Source organism: uncultured Marinobacter sp. (genome assembly GCF_947259545.1).
Taxonomy (GTDB): domain Bacteria; phylum Pseudomonadota; class Gammaproteobacteria; order Pseudomonadales; family Oleiphilaceae; genus Marinobacter.
The window spans coordinates 634023-656845 of the sequence record NZ_CAMYMK010000008.1; the positions used below are offsets into that span (position 1 = coordinate 634023).

The window sequence follows — 22823 nt, forward strand, 5'->3', positions numbered from 1 at the left end:
AATACCATAGGAGAGCAACCATGGCTCATCTCATCGAGCAAATGGCCTACGTTGGCCAAACCCCCTGGCATGGTCTGGGGAATGAACTGACTTCCAATCAACCCCTGGAGGTCTGGGCAAAACAAGCGGGCCTAGACTGGAAGATTCAGGAAAGCCCTGTCCGCTTTGTCACCAACTCCAGTGGCACCCTGGGTGAAATTCTGTCCTACCCGGACTCGAAAGTGCTTTACCGCTCGGATACCAAGGCTCCGCTGTCGGTCGTCGGTAACCGCTTTAAGGTGGTTCAGCCTGAGGAGATCTTGGAGTTCTATCGGGATCTGACCGAGGTGTCTGGCTTTGAGTTGGAAACAGCTGGTGTCCTGAAAGGCGGTCGCAAGATGTGGGCGCTGGCTCGTACCGGCCAATCCGGCATGCTCAAGGGCAACGATCAAACCAATGCCTACGTGCTGCTGGCCACCGCTTGCGACGGAACCATGGCGACAACTGCTCAGTTCACCAGCATCCGAGTGGTGTGCAACAACACCCTCGCGGTGGCACTGAAAGGCTCCACCGCCAACGCCGTCAAGGTGAAGCACAACACCGCATTCGACGCGGACCTGGTGAAGAAGCAGCTCGGCATATCCGTTAGCGCATGGGATGACTTCATGTACCGCCTGAAGACCCTGAGTGAGCGGAAAGTGAAAATCACTGAGGCCAGGAACTACTTCCTCAAGGTGTTCACGGACGACTCTAGTGCTGGGGTTGGTAAAACCAACGAGCGTTCCATGGCAAAAGCCCTGGGTCTGTTCGAAGGCGAGGGCATGGGTGCCACGTTGGCTTCATCGGACGGCACAGCCTACGGGCTGCTGAATGCAGTGACGGAATTCATCGATCACCAGCGCCGTGCCAAAACCGTGGACCACCGGCTGGATTCAGCCTGGTTTGGGACCGGTGCAGCCTTGAAGAATCGTGCATTAGAGCAGGCCATGTCACTTGTGGCCTGAGCCAATCCCACACATCTCGAAACCGCCATAAAGCCCGCCGGAGCCTGATGCTCCGGCGGGCTTTTTTATGTCTGGAGGAAAACACCATGGGCATGCGTGCAAACACAATTCAGAAACAGCGACCAGCGTTGCGCCTGGTCTCCACCAAGGGACTCAGTCGGGATGAATGGCTGAAGGTACGTAAGCAGGGCATAGGTAGTAGCGATGCCGCTGCGGCCGTTGGCATGAACCCTTACCAGTCCCAACTCGAACTATGGATGGTGAAAACTGGCAGAGATACTGGACTACCCAAACCGGATTCGGACGATCCCACCTCTCCGGTCTACTGGGGTCATATTCTGGAACCGATTGTAGCTGAGCAGTACAGCCAACAGACCGGCCGAAAGGTGCGCCGGGTGAATGCAGTATTGCAGCATCCAGATCCGGAGAAACACTGGATGTTGGCCAACCTGGATTATTCCGTGGTGGCTGATGACGATGTGCAGATCCTGGAGTGCAAAACGGCAGGGGAGTTCGGGTCGCGTCTATGGAAAGAGGGTGTGCCGGATTACATCCAGTGCCAGGTGCAGCATCAGTTGGCTGTCACCGGCAAACAGGCGGCGGACGTGTGCGTGCTGCTGTGTGGTCAGGAGTTGAAGATCTACCGCATTGAACGGAATGAAGAGCTCATCGAGGCGCTGTACGTGCTGGAGCGCCAATTCTGGGATTTCGTGGAAACGGATACGCCACCACCGGTTGATGGAACCGACTCTGCTGAACGCGCCTTGCGCCACCTGTACCCAGTGGACAGGGGGGAGACCCTGGACTTCAGCCAAAGCAAGGAGCTGTCCGATGCCTTCGACGAATTGCTGGCAATCCGCAAGGAAATGGAAGCCCTCGGCGCCACAGAATCCCACCTGAAACAGCGCATCGAGAGCCAGATGGGCGAAGCCTCAAAGGCAACCTTCCCAAGTGGCAGCGTGAGCTGGAAGCGCAGCAAGGATTCCGTTGGTCTCAACGTGAAACAGCTGCTGAAGGACCAGCCCGAGCTTCTGGGTCAGTATCCCCTGACCAAACCGGGAAGCCGTCGATTCCTTATCCAAGCATGAATACCCCATTGGCCACGCGGGCATGACGAGTGCCCCGTGGTCTTTTTTTCAGGAGAGTCATCATGATTAAAGGTTTAGCCATCACGCCTCCCGTGTTGGGGCGTATCAGCATAGGTCGGGTCGTTGAAAAGAACGGCATCCGGCTACCGCAGAAAGATGATCAATTCACCATCACCTCCCAGATTCAGGAGAAGGATGGCTGGGTGCTTCACCCCATGGACGAGGAACTGAGAAAGGATGCCCCAAAAAGCAAACTCCGGACCATCCCGGTGCGCATGCTTTTCAACGACGCGGATCTGAATCTGCGGGCCGAATACACCATGTTCGACCGGAAAAGCGGGCGGCCTATGTGTGTCGGTAATGGCGACACCTGTAAGCGCCTGACGCAATCAGGAGTGCAGTCTTTGCCATGCCCGGGGCCGACGTTATGTGAGTTCGGCAAAGGTGGCCTGTGCAAGCCCTATGGCCGTCTGAACGTCAAGGTGGGTGACGACGATGATCTCGGCACTTTTATCTTTCGGACGACTGGCTACAACAGCATCCGGACACTTGCAGCCAGGCTGAGCTACTACCAGGCAGTCTCTGGTGGTCTGCTGGCGTACATGCCGTTGGAATTGAAGCTGCGAGGTAAAAGCACGACGCAGAGCCATCGGACGCCGATCTACTATGTTGATCTGGTGATCAAGGAAGGGGTGTCACTGCAGGAAGCGGTGGCTGAGGCTGGGGAAACAGCCAGGCAAATGAAGGAGGAGGGTATTGACCAGGTTGCGCTGGATGCGGCTGCGGAGAAGGGATTTGATAATGCGCTGTTTGAATATGAGGAGGATGAGGTGGCTGAAGTAATGGAAGAGTTTTATCCCAGCTTGACAGCTCGTGGGAGACCGGTGGACTCGATAGTCATGTCGAAGCTTAAAGAGGACCTGGGCTCGGGCAAGTCAGCCACTGTGTAGGTTTTGTGTAGGTTTTGGCGAGTGGCCTTGCAAGGCCACTCGCCAATGTTTTCTCTGAGGCGCTATTTTTTGTCGTTGTTTGTAGATGTTGACCTGCCCCCAATCACTAAACCACTCATTGCTTGGTAATGTCGGTTGGCGTGAAGGTCGAGAGAGGTCGTGTGGTACGCAGCACTTCGGTAGTCTAAGCTACTGATTATTTGGTGCGATTCTGTAACCTCGGCGAGGTTGCTGTCATTTTAGGTGTCGGTGGATGGAAATGGAGAGGCTATGACAACAACGAGCGCTGGAGGCCAAATGGCAGGGTATCTATGGCAGGCGGCCGAAGCGTGCCGCCGCGCCTTGGTAGCTCCAAATGATGTTGTCATTAAGATTGAGGTTGAAGATGACTTGTCAGTCGCGACTATGGAGGGTGCTATCCTCGCGTGCGAGCAGTTGAAGCATAGTGAACACCACAATGTCATTAGTGAAGACAGCCAAGTTTGGTGGCAAGCAGTAGACGCTTGGATTCGAGGACCCGCTCCTGAGAAAGCGAAGCTACGGCTAGTGACAACGAGTGACCTCAAGCCGAACTCTGTACTTGCATCATGTTACCGACCGACCGGGCTTGCTCCATGGGATTCATTACTCGAAAAAATGAATGAGCGGGCTGTTGAAGAGCCGAATAAGCAACTCGCGAACAAAGGCGTCTACGTTCGCTGGAATAATTTGAAAAATGCCAGGCGTGAATTGCTAACTCGTATTGAGATCGCCGGCGCTCAAAGTCGGCTAGCAGCCAGCAATGATTTACTGGAAGAGGCCCTAATGGAGCGGGGAGTCACTCCCGTAATCGTGTCACAAGTGCGTCAGGCTGTGGTTGGCGCATTTATGAGTCGCTTAATGGAGTCTCTCGATTCCGGCGGCTTCGAAGTTACCGTAAAGGAGATGAACTCGGACTTGATGGAAGCATATGCGCGCAATGCTGAGCCAGGAGTGTACGAATTTCCGGAGCTCGATTACACCGATGAAGAAATCCAAAGCCTTCAGGTAAATCACCATCAGCATCTGATCCCGCAATTAGCTGCAATTGACAGAGACCAGCCAAGTACGATTGCGCGCGCCTTGAATAATTGGTTTGAAGCGCGTGCTCGTCGCCAACAGTTCATGGACGGCGCTCCTCACGAAGTTCAGGATCTGAAGCGCCACGATAGAGGTTTGGAGGAATATTGTCAGACCCTGCACGAGGAACACCTGCCGATTTCTGGTCCCGAGAATGCAAAAGAAGTTGGCCGTGACATCCATGCAACTTGCATGAAGTATCAACCGAAACTGGGGCGTACTGAACCTCCACTTCCGTTCACGCAAGGAAGCTATCACGAGATGAGCAACGCATTAGTGCTGAAATGGAATCCGAGCTACGGTGAGGAGGAATAAGTGCGGCAGTTCGTTGATACAGACATTCACCAAGAGCCTATGTCATCGGCGGTTATTTTGCACTGGTTAGCTGAAAGCCATGACCGCGCTCGATCCCCTAGCGAGGGAATACTAATACCGTGGGCAATGTTAGGGCTTGGACTGATTTCAACTGAGAGCACTCTGATGTCCTTGCCCTTGAAGAAACAATCGCTCACGGGCTGGCTCAGAGGAGAAGGCGCGCGGAGCTGGCGAGGATATTCGAAGCAGACCATCATCGCGTGGAGAGACACCTTTTGGAATGCCTGCGCCCACGGTGATATAGCTGGAGTTTTGGATTTGCAGGAAGGTCGGTTAATCGCTAGGGGAAAAGTTGACCCTCCAAAGGCCGATAGCCGCTCTGCGTTCGTTCGCCGCGTCGCCCGCGCCGTTGGTGGAACGCTGGGAGGAGAGCAAGATGATTTGCGTATTGCCAGCGCACTAGGACTGGAGTTTGTCGAATGACTTGGAGAATTAAGAGTCTGGTTCTATACCAGCGCGGGGGAGCGGATCGTAGGCAGCTAACCTTCAGCCTTCATGGTGTGAATGTAATCACGGGAAATAGTCAAACTGGCAAGTCGGCGGTTTTGGATATTTTAAACTACCTCATGATGAGTCGGTCCTGTCCCATTCCCAAAGGTATTATTCGTCAAGCTGTTTCCTATGTGGGTACACACCTGGTCGGACCCGAGGGAGAGCTTCTGATTGTTCGCCCTTTGCCAGCCCCTGGGAGCAAGGTATCCACACAGGGGTGGTATCAACTGGGGACGGACCTTGAATTCCCAAACGAGCCTCCGAAAATGGTGGCGAATCGAGGGCAGATACGGGACATACTCTCTTCATTTACAGGGATCTCAGGAGCGGCCGTATTGTCGAATTCGAAGCAGCCCTGGGAGGAGGTTCTTGCAGAAGCGAATATTAGGCATGCCGCTCCACTTCTTTTTCAACCTCAAGACGTGATCGCTAACCGTCATGTGAGTGTTCCTGGCTTAGACAGAGACGAGCATCGAAGGCATATGCTAGACGCATTGCCATTTCTGCTCGGTATTGAGGACGCCGAAATACTTGAGGCCAGAGGGCGTTTGCGAAAGCTCAAGTCCAATTTGTCCGCGCTGAGGATGAAACGCAAGGAGCGAGAGAGGCTGAGGGCCAACACTTTTACTCGCGGGCACAAACTGTGGCTAGAGGCCCAAGGTATTGGCTTGCTTGATGGTGAACATCCGCAATCAGTTTCGGAACTATTAAAGATCTTGCGAGGTGTTGAGGTTGACGAAAATCGTCGTTTCAATGTCGCGACAGCAACGCCGGATATCAGCGAGTTGGAAGCTGATGAGTTTAAGTCTCGCTATGCGGTACAAGAAGCCCGTAAGCGAGTTAGAAGTTTGCGTGATTTTGAGCGCCGTACCGCAGTTCATCAAGATGTTGTTTCTCGGCAGCTCAGCAGGCTCAGTGTCTCAGAACTTCTTCCAGCTCCTGCCGAGAATGGGGTCTGTCCGGTCTGCGAGTCCGGATATTTTTACCCTGAAAAGCACCGCGATCAGTTAGGCATGACTTTCTCCGCTTTGACAGGTATCAGTGCCGTTCCCCTACGAGTTGACTCAAAAGCTCGTAAAGCTCGGGCGCGATTGGAAGACGAACTCGTTCAGCTAGAGGAGAAGCACGAGCAGATGCGGAGCAGGCTTAGGGAAGCAATGATAACGATCTCGAAAAACGCTAAGTACCTCAAAGCAGACCGAGAAATTGAACGATTGCTTGGCCGGATATCCGAGTACATTCGCACCGTAGATCTTGGTGGCATAGATGATGAAGAGGAGGACGTTGACTCGCTGATAGAGCAGATCGATGCGCTCCAAGAGAAACTCAACTCGGTTACGCCTCGCCGTAAAAAAGCACAGAAAACTATTGACCAGATAATGACTGAGCTCGCGCGCCGAATGGAAGTCGAGTTCAAGAAAGGCAACGCGTCTATATCGGTAGAAGATCTATCCATCAGGGTCCAGATAGATCCGGGCAGTGACGAGATGACTAGTTTAGCCGAGATAGGCAGTGGGGCTAACTGGGTCTGCTATCACTTGGCAGGTATATTGGCCATACATGATCACTTGGAGCGTTTTGCTTGCCCAGTACCTCGTACTCTCATCCTCGATCAACCGAGTCAGGCTTGGTTTCCAGAAGAGCTGAGGACGACGGATAGGGAGGGAGAACTGGCTCCTGAGGATGAAGAAGACAAAAATAGGGTCAGAGAAATATATCGTCTACTTGATGAAATGACGTCCAAGGGGGCGTTCTCTCAAATAATCGTGATGGATCACGCCAAGTTCGGAGAAAAGTGGTTTGAGGATATGATTCGCTACGAGTGGCGACATGGTGAGAAGTTAGTTCCAGGGCATTGGATTGGTGAGTCGGCAAATACTCAGTGAGTTGGTCTGAGTTATTTTTTCGACTGGTAAAGTTAACCTCAGATGTTCTGCGTGGGACCGGATGACCAAAGAGCTAGATGATAAATATCAAAGCCTAGCCGTCGATGCGCTTCATAGTCGCCTTGTCGGGCACAAGCTTTTGGATCAACAGGGTGATATGGAAGGCGTGTCAGCAGAATTGCTGCGAGCATTTGAAATATCAGGGGATATCCTTAGGAGTAATCGAGAGAGCGATGGCATTCGGGATGCGGCTGATTTCGTTTTCATTAGCTGCATATATCTTGCCAGGTGCTTGTATTTTCCAGGTGAGGCTAGAACGATATTGCTGAATGGTGATGAGCACGCATTGGACGCCGAGAGCCAACTGGAAAACTTACGACGAAATATGAGACACCTGAAGACGGTGTTGGAAAATGGCTAATACTTGCAGACACAGCGAGGCATTCTCCCCATCTCCGTGTTTTCATTCCAACGCCATGAAGGCGGGCATCTATTTTTCGATCTCGGCCGCGCTGAGCGCTCGAAGAGTATCTTCTTGTTCTGCAATGGCGTTTTCACCCTTCTGGTCAGCTTTCGTGACTTGTTCGATAGAGCCCCCCCCAGCCAAAACCACGCCGCTGTACGTTAATGTTTCCTGGCTACTCAGGCCAATTGGTCCTTCTCCATCATCGGCAGCATTACACTCCCGGGCACGGTTAGTCTCCGCTTGGCTTCAATGTAGCTGATAAAGGCTGGTTGATAGCTGCACATGATCACTTCTGACACTATCACCGGGCTACACTCTGGATCTCCCGTTCTTGGGTGCCATCCGGATTGTTCCAGCGTATCGAAATCTCATAGGTAAGCTGGCGAATGTTGATCGGAATATGGGCCAGCAAGTGATAGCTTTCATTCGGAGCGAGCGCTGGAAACGGTATTTTCTGCTCGAAATCTCCTCGCACAAGCGGGTTGTGTTCGTTTCCTTGCTCTATTCCGAAGTAGATGTTCGATGCGGTTGATTGGCCCTGGTTGGTGATAATGAACTTATAGTCCGTGTCAGCCTTCTCAAGGCTTACGATCAGTTTCGCTTTCAGGGCCTCGCGTTTGCGCTCCTCCATTTCATCAATTTTGTAGTTGCCCCCGCTAAACCGGACACCACCTCATCAATTTGATGCCAGTTCTGCCCGGTACTCCCAGGGCGACTTCATTTTCAACCCCTTGTGCGGGTGGCTGCGATTATAGTCCTCGATCCATTCCGGCAACCTGGCCATCACCGTGGCGGCATCAGGAAGATCGTTCAGGTACACATAGTCCCGCTTAAACGTCCTTTACGAAGGCCTCAGCCATGCCGTTGCTCTGAGGGCTTCTGACCGGTGTGGTGCACACCACAAAGCCCAGAGAGGACGCGAAGGCTCGCGTTTCTTTGGCAATGTAGCAGCTGCCATTATCTGTCAGCCATTCCAGTGGGTGCGGCACCCGCTCTGACTGGCCGAAGCGATATTCCAGACTTTCCAGAAGTAAGTCCTGAACCATCTCAGCGGTGATGCCGCCGGTGGTCGCCACATAGCGCATCAGCTCGCGATCACAGCAGTCCAGGCTGAAGGCCACGCGAACGACTTCCTTGTTCCAGCAGCGAATCTCAAAGCCATCCGAGCACCAACGAAGGTCCGGCTTCAACGTAATGACCTGGCCGTTGTGACAGCGTTCCTGAGGTCGGCCTGTATACCGGGGTAACAACAGCCCATCCTGTTTCATCAATCGGTACACGCGCTTGTGGTTCACTCGCTCGTCGTTTGCTGCCAGCAACCGATTCAGCCGAGCAGTGATCCTTCGATAGCCATTGGCAGCACGGGCATCGCACAGCTCTCGGATAAACGGCAAATGCCGGTCATCGTCCTGCTTTTTGTATCTCGGACTTCTGCCTTTCTGGCGACCATGAAGGCGATCCAGAAGGTTGGAGCGCGATACCTTCATTACCTCCGCAACCCATTTCAGAGGGTATCGTCCGGTGGCAGCAACGGCATGCGCGAGATCAACTTTTTTGACTGAGCCACCTCCAGGGCTTCCCGGAGTATTTCAGCTTCCATCGTCTTGCGGCCCAACATCCGCTCCAGCTCCCGGACCTTCTTGTTCAGGGCTTTCATCTCGGATGCACTGACAACCTCATCACCAGGTTCAATCGCGGACATGCCACCGTCTTTCATCAGCTTCTTCCAACGGAACAACAGACTTGCTGATATACCATGACGTCGTGCGACAAGCGATACCGACATGCCAGGCCGCTCACATTCCGCGACCATGAATGCCTTCTCCTGCGCGGAATACCGGCGACGACGCTGCACACCGGTTATGACTTCGATTCTCTCCACCTTGGACACTCCTTTGCACTAGGTCTATGCCTAGGCCTTTGCTTCTACCAAGGTGTCCGGTTTAAATGGGGGCTACTACAAATTTGCCTGCGGCTCAACTCTGCATGCACCTTCTCAAGCTCCAGCAATTGGGCGTGATTCTGCCTCGACCGGAGTAGGGCAATTAATGACACTGTTACCGCGAGAAGGGAAATGAGGGCAGTGATTATTTCAGTTGTAGTCAAGTCATCTCCTCATGAACTTGAGACTGCCCGTAAAACAGTCTCGTAATCGAACGCGCAGATGCCTAACGGAATGGTGTGGTATAGCGGCGAGCAACCCAGCCCTCGATCACGTCGCCTTCCAGGTCGACTTCTACATGGAGCCAGGCACGTTCTGATGAATCTAAAACCGTTACCAGCTTGCCTAACGGCAGAGTAGTGATGATCTCTGCCCTCATGCCAGGTCCAGCCCTAAGTCTCAGCCCACTGCCAATCACCACACGGCATCCAGCAAATATTTGTCGCTCTAGGCCATTGTCACATCTGGCTAGTTTCTTCGCTTCGCGTGAAGTCCTCACATTCTCGGTGACAGCTGATTTCTCATCGAACCGATCCAGAGTGATGCCAGCGGCAATGCTCATTAGGTAAGGTAGAACCAACCAGTAGAAAAGCCATAATAGTGCGGTGCGCGCGCGCTCAGACAACGAGGTGAAATCCAGAGACTCATTGCCAAAGCTGTTGAGCTCCGCTTCTACTGTTGCGAATTCCGCGTGTAGAACTTCATCTGCTGTTTGGTACTCGTAGCCTGCACGTTGGGCAATAGCCACAGCTCGGTGAATGAGCTCAGGATCGAAAGGGGTTCTTGTAAGCCGAGACAGTGCGGGCATTAGAGATGATGTATCCAACCCGCGAAGTGCATTTGCAATGGGGCTATCTCGGAGCTCTTCCATCATCGCAAGGGCTGGAAAGTCTTCAAGCCCCTGCATGACACGCATCATCTGGGGATCATGAATATCTTTGTACAGCTGCATGGCTGTGGAGCTCTGTAGCTCGCGAATTGAACGCATCATGGTGGAATCGTGCAGATCAAGCGCGGCCTGCACAGAGGAGGAGTACTGAAGCTCGCGGATACCCTGCATCATTTGTGAGTCAGCGAGCTCACGCGCACGGCGCATCGTTGACGAGTCGCAAAGGTCTCGAACAGCTTGCATTGCCGTTGAATGTTGAAACTCCTTTGCCAATTGCAAGCCTGGCAAATCTTGAAGCGCCTGAGCCATGCGACTAACAGGGTTGTCCAGAGCCCTGATGAGGGATTCTTGAGCTCTAAGTGGGTTCTCTGGATCGAAGCGTTTGCTGATGACTGTCTTCCTTTTCTATAACGGCTGAAGTACTGAAGTTGCGATCCTATTTCCGTTTGAAAAATACCGGCTTGCGTACTTGTGCTCAATAATAGTGCAGTTTGGCGCCGATGGGTTCAAGTATAGCTTTTGCGGCTCTTTGTTCGCCCCGTTCCCGGAGACGCCATTTTGACGTTCACCGGGTTCTACCAGCGTCCATTGTGTTTCTTCAATAGATTGGAGGGCCGATGTCGAACCTCTTAAAAGTCGGCAGCTAAAAGGGTGTTCAATCCGCTTTTTCTTCGCAGTGTATACCTACGAATCAGCCTGAGGAGCGCGAATGTGCGCGCTCTTCTTGCACGAGAGCACCCAGTTCATCAAAGGGGTCAAGGTGCCGTTCTCCACAGATTTCCGAATAGGATGCAATGTAGGCGGGCAAGCGGTCGATTTTGGACACAAGAAAATCAACGTAGACCTGTCTGTTCCGTTCCTCAGATTCAACGCCGTTCAGGTCGAGGTAGAGTGATTCGATGGAGCTAGAATCTCGCAGCCAGGATGGTGTCCTACCGGACTGAACAATAAAGTGAACGGCTTTGACTTCAGAGATGCTGAGCTGATTCAGTAAATGCCTTAGGGAAGCTTTCGAGCCTCCCGCAGGTTCCGTTTCACTGACCTTATCTCTGGCAATGGCTTCCACGCTGTCGACGATCATTTTGAGAGAAGCAGCTGCGGATTCCGATTGGCTTTGGTGGTTCACGAGTTCGACCCTTTCTATTCGTTGAGTTGAACTAGCATGATGCCACAAGATTGCCTTGTGTTTCGCAGGGTGGGCCTTGTCCGGCATCCACTGACCGCCACTGACGTCCATTGGGCCCACCGAAATACCTAGAGGCCCCAGCCCCTGGATGCTCCATGGGTCATATCACGTTCGACCTGTTTCTCAAGAAGCCATTCATGTACCTCGGAATCAACCCAGCCGACGGCTCTGCCGCCAAGGTAGATGGGCCGTGGAAACGTGCCCGCATCAACATATTTGTACAGTGTGGACCTGGCCAGTCCGGTTTTATCTTGCACTTCTGCCAGTCTGAGCACTCTCATACATCCTCCTCCTTCAATTGCTCAGAGTATTTGTCGGAGAGTTCAAGCGGTCATGCCGGGCGGCTCAGTGTCCACATCAAGCAAGGCGATATCGACCTCGACTCAGAGCCCAAAATCCAAAGGCGTGCTCTTATATAAACGAGGCCGCCCACGACGCGGTCCTTCCTGACTGCTTGGTTTGCGGCTCGTCTGAAACGTCCTGCCGTTGACCAACATTGCGGCGTATTCGTCGACCTTGGTAAGGTATTTGACCAGCTCGAAAAGCCCCCTTTGCTTTTCTATGTCGTGATAATCGATGCATCCCATAGCGTTGTAGTGATAGGTAGTTTCTGCATTGAGATTGCAATTCCAGGGATGGCCCTGGCAACCGGTAATGGCCTTGGTCCACATCTCGCCAATGAGACGACCATGGGTGATGTCCTCCTGGCATTGATGACCGTCAAAGAAGAAGATGAAGTGGTAATGGAAGCCCTTATCGGGCTGCCACTCCAGTTTCCAGGCGTACCCCCGCAGATGGTTGAACAGGGGATGGATGTTAAATGCATGGCAGATTTGCTCCCTGTGATAGCGCGCCGTCTCGTAGTCGATATAAGGGCTGTCGAACTTGCTGTAGCCTAGGTCTACCCGTACAACCATCAGGCGACTGTTGCACTCGAAGAGGGCTTCCATGAGCTCACAGAGGCGCTTGTAATTGTCGCGGCTATTACGTCGGTTCCGACTACATTCGTCAACAAACCTCTGCTGCTCCATGCACTCATACCAGGCTTCCAAGCGTCCATTGAGATCTGTGACCACCTGTTCTGCGGCCTGACGACTCATTGCTGCCGGCTGACGAAATCCTGCCTCGTGCAAATATCCACACTCACCGAAGGCCCATAGAAAACGGGTAGCGTAGGGGCTGGGTCGATAATGCTGACCAATGTCCGTCTTCTCAAACATGGTCACTAATACGGTGAAAACTGCAGTCAGCGTCTCTAAGAGCGGATCTGGGGCTAACACCACGGTCTCCGCCCCAAAGGCCTCTGGCTGAATTAGTTGCTGGTGATCAAGGATATGCCGCTCATTGGCCATGGCTTTTAGCTGTTGGTCGACCCACACCAGATCGCGTCGCCAGTGGTAATCTGAGGGCATTGTGATTGGCTGACCTAGCGGATTGGTAACGATTTCACCGCCGTGTAATCCGCCCAACCAATCCAGCATCTCTTCGTCGGTTGGGGTATCGTTGTAAGTGTATTGGTCCATTGTAAGTCTCCAGGTTAGATGGCCTGAGCGTTGTGCTCGTACCATTACCCCGGCCTGTAAAAAGTGATCTGTCCTCCTGAACGCAATTTGGTTAAACCCCTTTTGATGCTTGCTTGAATTGCTGAATGCGGTTCATTGCGACCTGTATGCAATGTATTGCTTTAAGGTATTGATTCTCTCAATATCTCTGGAATCACTCCCAGTATCGCAATGGGCTTTCACTGTGTGAGCCCATCTCCTCTTTGCTACTGTGCCTACTGATAAGACGTACTGCTGTTAGCCAATAACATACAAACCCAAAAGCGGATGTTTTACTTCGTAAGGAAAGTCGGGAGCGCTGGATGCGAAATGTCGGGCAAAGCTGGAGGATAGATAGATTGGTTGCAAAAAGAATTAGCGTTGGGCGCGGGACTGGCCAGAAGCGCTACTGATACCGGTATATTGCGGATGGGTCAGGCAGCTTCGGACTGCGCTTCAGGTTCATCGAGGGACTCATCGCTACTCTCTTCAGCACAGCAAGCCAGCCAATACTCGATTTCGGCCCGCAGCCAGCCGACCGAGGCTCCTACCAGTGATACCGGAAGCGGAAACTCCCTTTCGTGAATGTATTTGTACACCGTCGCCCGAGCCAGGCCCGTTAACTCAATAACTTGCTTGATTCTGAGGATCTGTAGGTCCGTTTGACGGATGTTGCCCTTTCCAATGGTGACGGCCCATGGGGTAGTGTACTCTGTGTTGTCAGGGACGGACTCACGTTCGCGCACTCGTTCAACGATCCATTGGTCTATTCGTTTTGTTGTCCAGCCAACTGACATACCACCAAGCGTTATGGGGCGGGGGAATAGGCCTTGGCCTGAAAACTTATAAATTGATGAGCGGCCAAGGCCTGTCTTATGAATGACGTCTCTGAGCCTGAGGACTTGCATGATTGATCTCCTGACCTGTTGGTTCAGAAGATCGGAGGGGGCTGTAGAAAATAACCCGGCTGCCTGTACCGATGCACGCTATGCTTGGGCCTCTGCGTCGTGAAGATGCCCCGTTCAATGCTCGTTCAACAACGGCATAAGTATTTGTCAGTGTGGCTCAGTTCTACATTCTTGTTATTGTCGAGAGCAATGGGCATGTCAAAGGCGGAGTAGCTAGGCCTGTTGTTTCCAGAACACTGTGTCCTAGATCGTAGACGTCCGTAATACGTTCAAACCGTCCTTTGCCAAGCTTGCGGTTGAAACGCAGAGCAAATGTATCTGTTCTGACTAACTGGTTTTCGCCTGCTATCGTGATCTCTAATGCAAAATGCATATGCTCGCCTCTATCTGGAAGTGGCAGGATCTGGAAGTGACATGCTTCAGCGTACTCAGGTATGGCTTCCCAGTACTCGAGAGCTCTTTTTGCACGGAGGGCGATGCCGAAAACTGCTTGGCTCATGCTCACGTCCACCAATGGAAGTAAAGGCAGTCTCGGCTGTATGCTTTGCACCGCGCTTTTTCGTTCAGGATTTTCACCGTCATCTACCTCTATAATTGGATGATAGGCGGACCGCCACTCTCCCCGGATTTTTTCGTTAATGAGTCTAATAAGCTTCGCAGCCGCGCCCTCTGTTAGTTCGTTCCAGAGTTCAGTTAATGCCCGCGAAGCGAGATCATGGCACAGCCAATTAAGGAATCCCCACGCGGAGGAGGGGCGCAGGTTTTCGGTTCTGCCGACAAGCCTACGTAGCCCCTCACTTAGGTCCGGTTGGCTATGAGGAGTCTGGTTTCTCGAGCTGTTGAGTTTGCGCAACTCCTTTCGCTTGAAGTAGAAATAATTGAACTCGTCATGTGTAACAAAATGCGCTGCTTCTCGAAAAACCACAAGTCTCCCAGCCGTCCTTTGTTGCTCGAAGCCGGGGTGCCTAAGGTTGAGTGCGTGGATGCTGTTAAATTTCCCGGTCAGTCCTAGATGATTGCCGCCAGGCAACGAAGCTCTGACATAGTGAAACTCCCTGAGCTTCGCCATTTGATTCTTGACTTGTCGTACTGTCATTCCAGTTCTTTGGGCAAGATCAGAAAAGCCAATGTTTCTGATGATGCCACCAGCGTCGGCCTCCTCAAGCAGAGCGATCATTAAAACCCTTTGAGGTATCGTGAGTTGATGTGGGCGCTCGGCGACTGGTAGCGAATTCCATGTCAATAACTGTTGTATCTTATCTTTGTGCACGCCTACAGGAGCGTCCCTGATAAACAGCCAACTCACCGGCTCTTCAATTTTTACCTCGTATTGAATTTGCGGAATCTCCGTAGGCCGGGTTTCCCTTACCTCCAAACAACCCGATAAACGAAGCTCTTTGGCGACTTTGTAGAACTTCGACTTTGGTAGCTCGATTGCACGAATAATTTCCGTCACCTGGTTTAGCCATGGCGACTGATCTCCGTATCGTGCGGTGAATTTGAGCAGAAAGAATTTCGAAAACGGCGAGCAATCAACGTGTGAAAACCGGGTCAGCATGTTATTTATATCTATTATGTAGGTACCATATAGCAAACCCATGAAACATAACGTATGCACAACGTTTTGTCCATGATATTGTTTTTGGGCTAACATCTTTGGTATTAATGTAAATAAATAGCAACCTAAGGTTATGCCAGGTGAACTCAAGAATTGAAAAGTGGACTGATCGAGTTCAGAGAGACGGACTTGTAGAATTCGCGATCGGGTACCTTCAGGAACACAAAGTCGAGCTCCCGGTCAATGCCCGGCGGAGGTCTGTGGCCGATATGACGCCACGAGCAAAGTTGGCCGAAATGGTTGCAGACGTCATGCGCCTGAAGGATGGAGAATTCCGGTTTCGGTTACTGCAGGATGCTGTAAGGCAAAAAAGAGCCGCTTTGGTCCGTGAGAAGGAGAGGCGCTCGATCAAACGCCTGGATCTCAGCGATTCTGTGTGTGCCAAATTGGAGTCGCTATCCAGGGCCACCAGGCTGCGTCAATCGACACTTGTTGAGAATTTGATAAGCGATGAAGCTGCGATCAGAAAGAGTGAGAGCGCTACCTTGAAGTCGCAGCGCCAGAAGATAAAAGAAGACTCCAAAAGGATGAAGGAGGAAGAGGCTGAGTTAAAAGCAAGGGAGGTCGCGCTGGAAGGTAAAGAGGTAGAGTTATCTCGACGGGAAGAAAGCTTCTCCCAGCGCCTAGGTCGATTGGCTGCCTTTGATACATTGCTGAATGCAATCATGGAGTGCAAGGCAGAAGACCTTAAGGTCATAATCAATATTGATCCTGAAGGAGGTGTTGAGAATTTGCTCAGTTTTCCAGCCGCCGAGGGCTCATCGGAAAGCGTTAAGCCTGTGGCCGATGCGTGGGCTGAGGTTCTCAGCCAACTTGGAGGCGGCTCTGATCTTAGCTAACTGGGCCAGTCAACAGGAGTCACTCAGATTTACTAATCCGGTCTAAGTAATTTGCCCATTCCTGCATCATTACCTTTCGATCTTCAATGCGTGCGGAGCGATTGTAAGCGGCGGCCACCTGGTTACGTTGTTTGTGTGCAAGCTGGAGCTCAATTATCTCCGGTTGCCAGCCAAGTTCATGAAGTAGGGTCGAAGCAGTCGCTCGAAAACCATGCCCGACCATTGTGGACCCATCGTAGCCCATCGATTTGAGCGCGACATTAATCGTATTCTCTGACAGTGGCCGTTTCCGTTTGGCGGATTCGAATACGAGGCTCTGATGTCCGGTGATGGTCTTAAGCTCTTTCAGTATTTCGACGGCCTGGTTCGAGAGGGGCACGATGTGATCTGGCACCTGTCCCGCTCTCTTGGCTTTCTGAGTACCTTTCATGCGCTTTCCTGGAACGACCCAAGTAGCTTTGTCCAGATCAATCTCATTCCATTCCGCGTTTCGCAGTTCGCCTGGCCGAAGGAACAGCATCGGTGCCAGTTTTAAGGCGGCTATGGTAGACACATGGCCTCCGTAGGCATCGATTGCCTTCAGGAGCTTGCCTAGCTCATCCGGGTTGGTAATCGCGGATCTATGTCGCGTTGGGGTGGTTTTGAGTTGGCCTTTCAGCGTGGCTGTGGGGTCTATCTCGGCGCGATCTGCTGCTACTGCAAAACGAAAGATCTCCCCGATACGTTGCCGGATTCGATGAGCTGTCTCGTGTTTGCCCTGTTCCTCTATTGGCCTTAGGGCTTCCATGACAGTTGCCGGTTTGATTTCTTTGATCGGTATGCTGCCCAGTTTGGGGAATGCCCAGGTCTCAAGCCTTCTCTTCGCGACTTCCAGCGTGCTGTCTGCGAGCTCGCCTTTCTTGAGCTTGAGCCAGTCCTCCGCAACGGCTTTGAATGTATCCGTTTGCTCTTTTTTGGCGGCTTTCTGATCCTTTTTGACCTCATTTGGGTCAATGCCGTCGGCAATCTGCTCCCGGGCCTCCGTTCGACGCTCCCGCGCCAGTTTCAGTGAAACATCGGGGTAAACGCCTAGTGCAAGTGTTTTCTCCTTGCCGTCAAAGCGGTACTTCATCCTCCAATACTTCCCAGACGGCTGGATATCCAGATAAAGTCCGGCCCCATCGGTAAGCTTGGTGCGCTTGCCGAATCTCTCGAACTTGGCGGATTGGGCTTTTTTGTCGGTCAGGAGGTTTATGGGCCTGGACATGGCGGGGCTTGAGCTCTTTTTGGGGGTACAAAATCTACTATAGCGGGGTGCGCTTCAGTTTGCACCCCAGATGTACCCCCAGAATATGTAGATTGAGGCGGAATATTGTGGATCGATAAGGACACCGGATTTCGACAAAAAGCTTTTAAAACAGTCGGGTGTGGGTAACGGTAGATCGGTGCGGAAGGGTAACTGGTACCCCCGGCAGGACTCGAACCTGCTACCTATCCCTTAGGAGGGGATCGCTCTATCCAGATGAGCTACGGGGGCTTATCGTCAGAAGGCGGGTATGATAGCGGGCCCGTTGATGTGTCTCAAGGGCCCGCGGGCATTTATCCCCGATGATCGGACACGAAAGGGTTGCTGACTTTTTCATGGCCGAACGTGGACATGGGTCCGTGGCCCGGTACGAAGGCGATGTCGTCCCCCAGGGGGAACAGCTTTTCGCGGATGGAGCGCACCAGGGTGTTGTAGTCGCCTTTCGGGAAATCGGTACGGCCAATCGAGCCCTGGAACACTACATCCCCCACCAGGGCCAGCTTTGATTCGCGGTGATAAAACACGACATGACCCGGTGTGTGACCGGGGCAGTGCAGAACGTCCAGTGTCTGGTTGCCGACGGTGACCTGTTCACCATCCTCCAGCCAGCGGTCCGGAGTGAATATTTCCGGCGCCGGGAAACCGAACATCTGCGCCTGCATGGGCAGGCCCTGAATCCAGAAATCGTCTTCCCGGTGGGGCCCCTCAATGGGAAGGCTCAGAGCCCTCGCCAGTTCCGCGGTGCCACCGGCATGATCGATATGGGCGTGGGTCAGCAGTATCTTCTCCACCGTCACACCTTCTTCGTCGATGGCGGCGCGGATCCTGTCCAGATCACCGCCCGGATCGACAACGGCTGCTAATCCGGAATCCTCGCACCAGATCAGGGAACAGTTCTGTTGGAACGGGGTCACGGGAATGATTCTGTATTTCAGTGGCATAGTGTTACTCGTCTGACTGCTGTACTGGTTTAGAATGGGTATGGTAAAGGTAATCGAGCCTCGGCTCGAATTTTCAAGGTAAGGAGAGGGTTGCGGATGAGCGAGCAGTCGTCGCAAGGGGATGACGAATCGGGGGAGCCGCTGAGGCTGAGCGTGATTGTTCCGGTCTGGCAGGAAGCGGCAACCATTACGACTACCCTGCAGCACCTGGCGCCGCTTCGTGAGGCTGATCATCAGGTGATTGTGGTGGATGGCGGCAGCGACGATGGTACTCAAAAACTTGCCGAGCCCCTGTGTGACCGGGTGCTGTCGTCCGGGCGTGGTCGTGCGATCCAGATGAACGCCGGAGCGGCGGTGGCCGCTGGCAATGTCCTGCTGTTTCTGCATGCAGACACCCGTCTGCCGGAGTCAGCGCTGGCGGCGCTGGAACGGTTTCAGGTCAGTCGCAACGCGTGGGGGCGTTTCAATGTGCGCTTGAGTGGCAAACGCCTCCTGTTCCGTGTCGTTGAATGGTTTATGAATCAGCGGTCCTGGTTGACGGGTATCGCGACCGGTGACCAGGCACTCTTTGTGCGGCAGCCGGTGTTCGAAGTGCTCAGGGGCTATAGAGAGATGCCACTGATGGAAGACGTGGAGCTGTGTTCCCGGTTGAGGCTGGTATCCCGCCCGTTTTGTGTGTCTGATCCGGTGGTCACCGATAGCCGGCGCTGGGAACAGGGCGGAGCCTGGCGTACTATCTTCCTCATGTGGCGGTTGCGTTGGCGCTATTGGCGCGGTGAATCGCCGGAAACCCTGGCAAATGCCTATCGTTCGGATGTACGTAATGCCCAAAAATCCTGAGTCGTCAGTATTGGTTATGCAGTTCTCCAAATGGCCGGAAGAGGGCAGGGTAAAAACCCGACTGATGCCGGCATTGGGTGCCAGTGGCGCGTTGGCGGCGCACGTCAGGTTGAGCCTGGCGGTGTTGGATAACCTCATCGCCAGTGGATTCCCGGTTCAGTTCTGGTGGGATCGTGCACTGGATCAGGCACCCGATGCGGCAGCCCCCGTGCTGTCGAGGCTGGATGTGGCACAGATCACCACGGGCATTCAACAGGGCGAAAATCTGGGACAACGGATGGAAGCCGCGTTGGCTGGGGTACTTGAGGATCATGGCAAGGCTTTGGTGGTCGGCAGTGATTGCCCGTCGGTGGATCCGGATTACGTGCGGCAGGCGGTGGCTGAGCTGGATACCAGCGATGTGGTTCTCGGACCGTCAAATGACGGTGGTTATGTGATGATCGGGGCGCGCCGGGTTGTCGCCGGGATGCTCGATGGCGTGAACTGGGGCACCGGGAGTGTGCTTGATCAGACCTGTACCACAATGGCCGGACTGGGCCTGTCCGTGAGGCTGCTGCCGCCCCGCTGGGACGTGGATGAGCCCGAAGACTGGCAGCGATTCCTCGACCAGTCTCCAGGCTGAGCGGACACGGGATCAGGTGCCCGGAACCGGTCCCTGTTCCAGGATGTGTTGAACCAGGGTGTTGGCGCTTGTTTTGTGGGCGCCGGTAACAACTCTGAGGGCATGCTGCCGGTCGAGCACAGCCTCGCGATAGGTCTCCAACAGTTCGTCCCGGTCAACCGCTTTGACTGCTTTGACCAGTTGTTCCCGTGAATCGAAGCTTGTCACTTCCCGGTCAATCTCCCGCCAGAAACGCTCCGACACGGCACCTAGCGTGCGATCCTGTTCCATCAGTTGGCTGATCACCGCCTGTTTTTCGCGGGCCAGGTCACTGTCGCTGATGGTCGTCAGGCGTTCCTCGAAGGCGGAGGAAAACTCGCGAATGGCCTGATCGATCTCCTTGCCCGAAGCTTGCGGGGACTGCACCACGAAGCCTAGTGCAGGCGTCTCAAGCATTTCGAAGGGCGTGGCGTAAACGATGTACCCCAGTTGCCGGGTGGTACGAATTTCTTCATAGAAGGGGCTGCTGATGATCTGGCCCAGGAGCCGGAAGGCGGCGCGTTCGCTGAAGCCGGTATTGTTTCCCTGCATGTAGAGCGTATAGCCGGTATCCGGGTGGTCGACGGAGAGCGGCACGATGGACTCGCCCTCGGGGAGCCGCCGTACGATGCTGCGGGGCACCTCGGTGATTTCGGCACCATCCAGTACAACGGCCCGGACCTGCTGGGCAAGGTTCAGGGCAGCAGCCTGACTCAGGTTGCCATGGGCCAGCATCACCGGATCGGTTTGCGCGAACAGTTCACCGGCAAAGTTCCGGAGCTCATCCAGCGTCACTTCCCGAGCCGCTTTGAGGCGTTCGTCGGTACCCCACGCGCCTTCGATCAGCAGCGTTTGAACCTTTTCGGACGTCTGCTGAACAGGGCGCTCCCTGGCTTTGTTCTGCAGGTTATCGATGACGTTCTGGCGGGCAATATCAAAGCGTTGCTGGGTCAGGAGCGGGTCCGCCACCTGGGTCAGGATCCGTGTCATCAGGGTGTGCAGTTTGTCGCTGTAGCCGCCCACCCGTATCGTTACGCCGCGCAGGTGCGAGTAAACGCTGTAATCCAGTCCCGCCAACTGCGCCGGGTAGGCCCAGGCGTTGAGGTTGGTATTGACGGCATCCACCAACAGTTCTGTCAGCACCTTGCCACGGGCGGAGGCCTGCGCCAGAGGGGTGCGGATGCTGACATAGACATTGGCTTTGGGCGTGCCGAATTGGGTATCCCGGGCATACCAGACAGAGAGGCCGCGCTGGTTGGCCAGTTTCACCGGCTTGTCCATATCCGGGCCAGACACCATGTCCAGGTTCTCGGGGATAAATGGATTGGGTTCAGGCAGGCGGAGCTGGCTGGCCATTGCCTTGTCAGGCGTGGCCGCAATCGCCGACGGATCGACGGGCTTGAGCTCCCAGGCAGCCTCGTACCACTGGGTCAGGTTGGGTGTCTCGATGTCAGGTTCCGGCTCCACCACCGTGATCAGTACGTTGTCCGGCGTCAGGTGCTCCAGGATGTTGCGGTACTTTTCCGGCTCGTAGGCTTCCATCATCCAGGGAGCCTGGAGGACATCCACTGGGGGATAGTGCCGCAGTTGGCTGGAAAGGCGCATCACTTCGCTGACTGGCTGGCTGCGTTCACGAAACCGGAAATCGATTTCCGCCAGGTTTTTCATCTCCTCAAACCGCGTCCTGGAAATACCCTGGTCACGAATCCTGTCGATGTAGGCGAACACAAGCCGGATGATTCGATCGGTGTTCTCAAGACCCTCGGGGGTCAATGACATGGATAGCAACAGGCTAGACTCCGTACCGGTGTCCATACCGCTACCCGCTGACAGGCTCTCCACCAGACCGGCGGTCTTGAGGACATCAAACAGGCTTCCGGGGCCTTCATGACCCAGCAGGTTGGCGATGTAGCTGGCAGGCTTGCTGCGGTAGTTCTCCAGCTGGGAAGGAATGGGGAACGCCAGTGACAGGCTGCGCAGATCTTTCAGGGCATCCACGGTTACCTGTGCCGGCAGTTGGTCTGGCTCCAACTGAGGTGCGTCATGAACCTTCGGTTCCAGGTTCCTGTTTTCGATAGCCTCGAAATGGCCCCTGACCATTCGCTCCAGTTCATCGAGTGATTGGGGGCCGTACACCGACAGACTCATCAGATTGGACGAGTAGTGGTTTTTCCAGAAGTCGATCAGGTCCGGCCGTAGCGGGCGTTCATCCGTGTTCTCAAGTGTGCTCAGGTTGCCCACTGCAAACTGACTGAAAGCGTGTTCCGGATTGCTGACGGCTTTCTTGACGGAATAGATCCGGCGGCCATCGTCTTTCTGCTTCGAGCTGAACTCCGAGTGCACGGCCCGTCGCTCCCGGTCGACCAGCTCGGGTGTAAACAGTGGCGCTGAGAATTGCTGGGCGAAGCGGTCCAGTGCCTCATTCAGATGCCCCGCCTGGACATCAAAAAAATAGTTGGTGTCCTGGAATGAAGTGAAGGCGTTATGACTGCCGCCATGGCTTTTGATGAACTGTTGGTACTCGCCGGGATCGGGGTATTTCTCGGTGCCCAGGAACAACATATGTTCCAGGAAATGGGCCAGGCCTTCCCGGTTCTCCGGATCATCACCGCTGCCTACCGCCACGTTCATGGAGGCAGCCGCCTTATCGGACTCCGGAGACGAAACCAGCAATACCTGCATGCCGTTTTCCAGTTCAAGGTATCGATAGCTGTTCCGGTCATTGGGGCTCTTCACCGGTTCGATGGCGGCCTGGGTGAGGGCGCTGGCGGCCAGGAAGAGGACCAGGGTCACTAGCGAAGACAGAAAGCGCGCACGGTAGGCTATACGGTTGATACCTGATGGCATGGTGTTGCT

Annotated in this window: 19 protein-coding genes, 1 tRNA gene and 1 pseudogene; 9 read left to right on the forward strand and 12 right to left on the reverse strand. The window is 53.9% G+C overall.

Annotated features, from left to right (window positions below; translation table 11 throughout):
- Positions 1-20: 20 nt before the first annotated feature.
- The 6 genes from Q0Y21_RS14560 to Q0Y21_RS14585 all read left to right on the forward strand — a co-directional run bounded on the left by Q0Y21_RS14560 (position 21) and on the right by Q0Y21_RS14585 (position 7293).
- A complete protein-coding gene (locus Q0Y21_RS14560) occupies positions 21-983 on the forward strand; it encodes a DUF932 domain-containing protein (protein ID WP_085681202.1) in 963 nt (320 codons plus the stop codon).
- A 92-nt stretch (positions 984-1075) separates the two neighbouring features.
- The gene (locus Q0Y21_RS14565; RefSeq protein ID WP_297796989.1) at positions 1076-2071 is read left to right on the forward strand and encodes a lambda-exonuclease family protein; all 996 of its coding nucleotides are present in this window, start codon (positions 1076-1078) and stop codon (positions 2069-2071) included.
- 62 nt (positions 2072-2133) lie between these two features.
- The gene (locus tag Q0Y21_RS14570; protein WP_297796992.1) at positions 2134-3021 is read left to right on the forward strand and encodes a hydrolase or metal-binding protein; all 888 of its coding nucleotides are present in this window, start codon (positions 2134-2136) and stop codon (positions 3019-3021) included.
- A 270-nt stretch (positions 3022-3291) separates the two neighbouring features.
- Positions 3292-4434 (forward strand): ABC-three component system protein, encoded by a 1143-nt coding sequence (locus Q0Y21_RS14575; protein WP_297796995.1) that lies wholly within the window; start codon positions 3292-3294, stop codon positions 4432-4434.
- 479 nt (positions 4435-4913) lie between these two features.
- Positions 4914-6872: a DUF3732 domain-containing protein gene (locus Q0Y21_RS14580; protein WP_297796998.1), complete on the forward strand. Its 1959-nt coding sequence runs from the start codon at positions 4914-4916 to the stop codon at positions 6870-6872.
- A 61-nt stretch (positions 6873-6933) separates the two neighbouring features.
- Positions 6934-7293: a hypothetical protein gene (locus Q0Y21_RS14585; RefSeq protein ID WP_297797001.1), complete on the forward strand. Its 360-nt coding sequence runs from the start codon at positions 6934-6936 to the stop codon at positions 7291-7293.
- Between the two features lie 346 nt (positions 7294-7639).
- Here the strand turns inward: Q0Y21_RS14585 and Q0Y21_RS14590 are convergent, their stop codons facing one another.
- From Q0Y21_RS14590 to Q0Y21_RS14625, 8 genes and pseudogenes are all read right to left on the reverse strand, one after another.
- Positions 7640-7969, reverse strand: a complete 330-nt coding sequence (locus tag Q0Y21_RS14590) for a hypothetical protein (protein ID WP_297797004.1) — start codon at positions 7967-7969, stop codon at positions 7640-7642.
- Positions 7970-8014: 45 nt separating this feature from the next.
- Positions 8015-9220, reverse strand: a pseudogene (locus Q0Y21_RS14595) (IS3 family transposase).
- Between the two features lie 286 nt (positions 9221-9506).
- Complete coding sequence (locus Q0Y21_RS14600; protein ID WP_297797007.1) at positions 9507-10478, reverse strand: SH3 domain-containing protein; 972 nt, start codon at positions 10476-10478, stop codon at positions 9507-9509.
- A gap of 382 nt (positions 10479-10860) precedes the next feature.
- Positions 10861-11406 carry a hypothetical protein gene (locus tag Q0Y21_RS14605; RefSeq protein WP_297797010.1) on the reverse strand — a complete coding sequence of 182 codons (546 nt, stop codon included), beginning with the start codon at positions 11404-11406 and terminating at the stop codon, positions 10861-10863.
- 17 nt (positions 11407-11423) lie between these two features.
- Positions 11424-11636: an AlpA family transcriptional regulator gene (locus Q0Y21_RS14610; protein WP_297797013.1), complete on the reverse strand. Its 213-nt coding sequence runs from the start codon at positions 11634-11636 to the stop codon at positions 11424-11426.
- 102 nt (positions 11637-11738) lie between these two features.
- The gene (locus Q0Y21_RS14615) at positions 11739-12878 is read right to left on the reverse strand and encodes an inovirus-type Gp2 protein (RefSeq protein WP_297797016.1); all 1140 of its coding nucleotides are present in this window, start codon (positions 12876-12878) and stop codon (positions 11739-11741) included.
- Between the two features lie 452 nt (positions 12879-13330).
- Positions 13331-13804, reverse strand: coding sequence for an AlpA family phage regulatory protein (locus Q0Y21_RS14620; RefSeq protein WP_297797019.1), 474 nt, complete (start codon positions 13802-13804; stop codon positions 13331-13333).
- Positions 13805-13967: 163 nt separating this feature from the next.
- Entirely contained in the window at positions 13968-15362 is a 1395-nt protein-coding gene (locus Q0Y21_RS14625) for a hypothetical protein (protein WP_297797021.1), read from the reverse strand.
- A gap of 260 nt (positions 15363-15622) precedes the next feature.
- Between Q0Y21_RS14625 and Q0Y21_RS14630 the strand changes: the two genes are divergently transcribed.
- Positions 15623-16261: a hypothetical protein gene (locus tag Q0Y21_RS14630; RefSeq protein WP_297797024.1), complete on the forward strand. Its 639-nt coding sequence runs from the start codon at positions 15623-15625 to the stop codon at positions 16259-16261.
- Positions 16262-16280: 19 nt separating this feature from the next.
- Here Q0Y21_RS14630 and Q0Y21_RS14635 read toward each other — a convergent pair whose 3' ends face one another.
- From Q0Y21_RS14635 to Q0Y21_RS14645, 3 genes are all read right to left on the reverse strand, one after another.
- Positions 16281-17507, reverse strand: a complete 1227-nt coding sequence (locus Q0Y21_RS14635; protein ID WP_297797026.1) for an integrase arm-type DNA-binding domain-containing protein — start codon at positions 17505-17507, stop codon at positions 16281-16283.
- Between the two features lie 193 nt (positions 17508-17700).
- A tRNA-Arg gene (locus Q0Y21_RS14640) sits at positions 17701-17777 on the reverse strand.
- Between the two features lie 62 nt (positions 17778-17839).
- Entirely contained in the window at positions 17840-18487 is a 648-nt protein-coding gene (locus Q0Y21_RS14645; protein ID WP_297797029.1) for an MBL fold metallo-hydrolase, read from the reverse strand.
- Positions 18488-18583: 96 nt separating this feature from the next.
- On the opposite strand from Q0Y21_RS14645, the gene Q0Y21_RS14650 reads away from it, so the two are divergent.
- Positions 18584-19327 (forward strand): TIGR04283 family arsenosugar biosynthesis glycosyltransferase, encoded by a 744-nt coding sequence (locus tag Q0Y21_RS14650; RefSeq protein WP_297797031.1) that lies wholly within the window; start codon positions 18584-18586, stop codon positions 19325-19327.
- Positions 19311-19949 carry a TIGR04282 family arsenosugar biosynthesis glycosyltransferase gene (locus Q0Y21_RS14655; protein WP_297797034.1) on the forward strand — a complete coding sequence of 213 codons (639 nt, stop codon included), beginning with the start codon at positions 19311-19313 and terminating at the stop codon, positions 19947-19949. Before Q0Y21_RS14650 ends, Q0Y21_RS14655 begins: the two co-directional genes overlap by 17 nt.
- A gap of 12 nt (positions 19950-19961) precedes the next feature.
- Here Q0Y21_RS14655 and Q0Y21_RS14660 read toward each other — a convergent pair whose 3' ends face one another.
- Entirely contained in the window at positions 19962-22814 is a 2853-nt protein-coding gene (locus Q0Y21_RS14660) for an insulinase family protein (protein WP_297797037.1), read from the reverse strand.
- Between the last annotated feature and the right edge of the window lie 9 nt (positions 22815-22823).

Coding starts and splice junctions, on each gene's coding strand:
- Q0Y21_RS14560 (WP_085681202.1), top strand. CDS start 21: ATGGCTCATCTCATCGAGCAAATGGCCTACGTTGGCCAAACCCCCTGG.
- Q0Y21_RS14565 (WP_297796989.1), top strand. CDS start 1,076: ATGCGTGCAAACACAATTCAGAAACAGCGACCAGCGTTGCGCCTGGTC.
- Q0Y21_RS14570 (WP_297796992.1), top strand. CDS start 2,134: ATGATTAAAGGTTTAGCCATCACGCCTCCCGTGTTGGGGCGTATCAGC.
- Q0Y21_RS14575 (WP_297796995.1), top strand. CDS start 3,292: ATGACAACAACGAGCGCTGGAGGCCAAATGGCAGGGTATCTATGGCAG.
- Q0Y21_RS14580 (WP_297796998.1), top strand. CDS start 4,914: ATGACTTGGAGAATTAAGAGTCTGGTTCTATACCAGCGCGGGGGAGCG.
- Q0Y21_RS14585 (WP_297797001.1), top strand. CDS start 6,934: ATGACCAAAGAGCTAGATGATAAATATCAAAGCCTAGCCGTCGATGCG.
- Q0Y21_RS14590 (WP_297797004.1), bottom strand. CDS start 7,969: ATGGAGGAGCGCAAACGCGAGGCCCTGAAAGCGAAACTGATCGTAAGC.
- Q0Y21_RS14600 (WP_297797007.1), bottom strand. CDS start 10,478: ATGGCTCAGGCGCTTCAAGATTTGCCAGGCTTGCAATTGGCAAAGGAG.
- Q0Y21_RS14605 (WP_297797010.1), bottom strand. CDS start 11,406: ATGGACGTCAGTGGCGGTCAGTGGATGCCGGACAAGGCCCACCCTGCG.
- Q0Y21_RS14610 (WP_297797013.1), bottom strand. CDS start 11,636: ATGAGAGTGCTCAGACTGGCAGAAGTGCAAGATAAAACCGGACTGGCC.
- Q0Y21_RS14615 (WP_297797016.1), bottom strand. CDS start 12,878: ATGGACCAATACACTTACAACGATACCCCAACCGACGAAGAGATGCTG.
- Q0Y21_RS14620 (WP_297797019.1), bottom strand. CDS start 13,804: ATGCAAGTCCTCAGGCTCAGAGACGTCATTCATAAGACAGGCCTTGGC.
- Q0Y21_RS14625 (WP_297797021.1), bottom strand. CDS start 15,362: ATGCTGACCCGGTTTTCACACGTTGATTGCTCGCCGTTTTCGAAATTC.
- Q0Y21_RS14635 (WP_297797026.1), bottom strand. CDS start 17,507: ATGTCCAGGCCCATAAACCTCCTGACCGACAAAAAAGCCCAATCCGCC.
- Q0Y21_RS14645 (WP_297797029.1), bottom strand. CDS start 18,487: ATGCCACTGAAATACAGAATCATTCCCGTGACCCCGTTCCAACAGAAC.
- Q0Y21_RS14650 (WP_297797031.1), top strand. CDS start 18,584: ATGAGCGAGCAGTCGTCGCAAGGGGATGACGAATCGGGGGAGCCGCTG.
- Q0Y21_RS14655 (WP_297797034.1), top strand. CDS start 19,311: ATGCCCAAAAATCCTGAGTCGTCAGTATTGGTTATGCAGTTCTCCAAA.
- Q0Y21_RS14660 (WP_297797037.1), bottom strand. CDS start 22,814: ATGCCATCAGGTATCAACCGTATAGCCTACCGTGCGCGCTTTCTGTCT.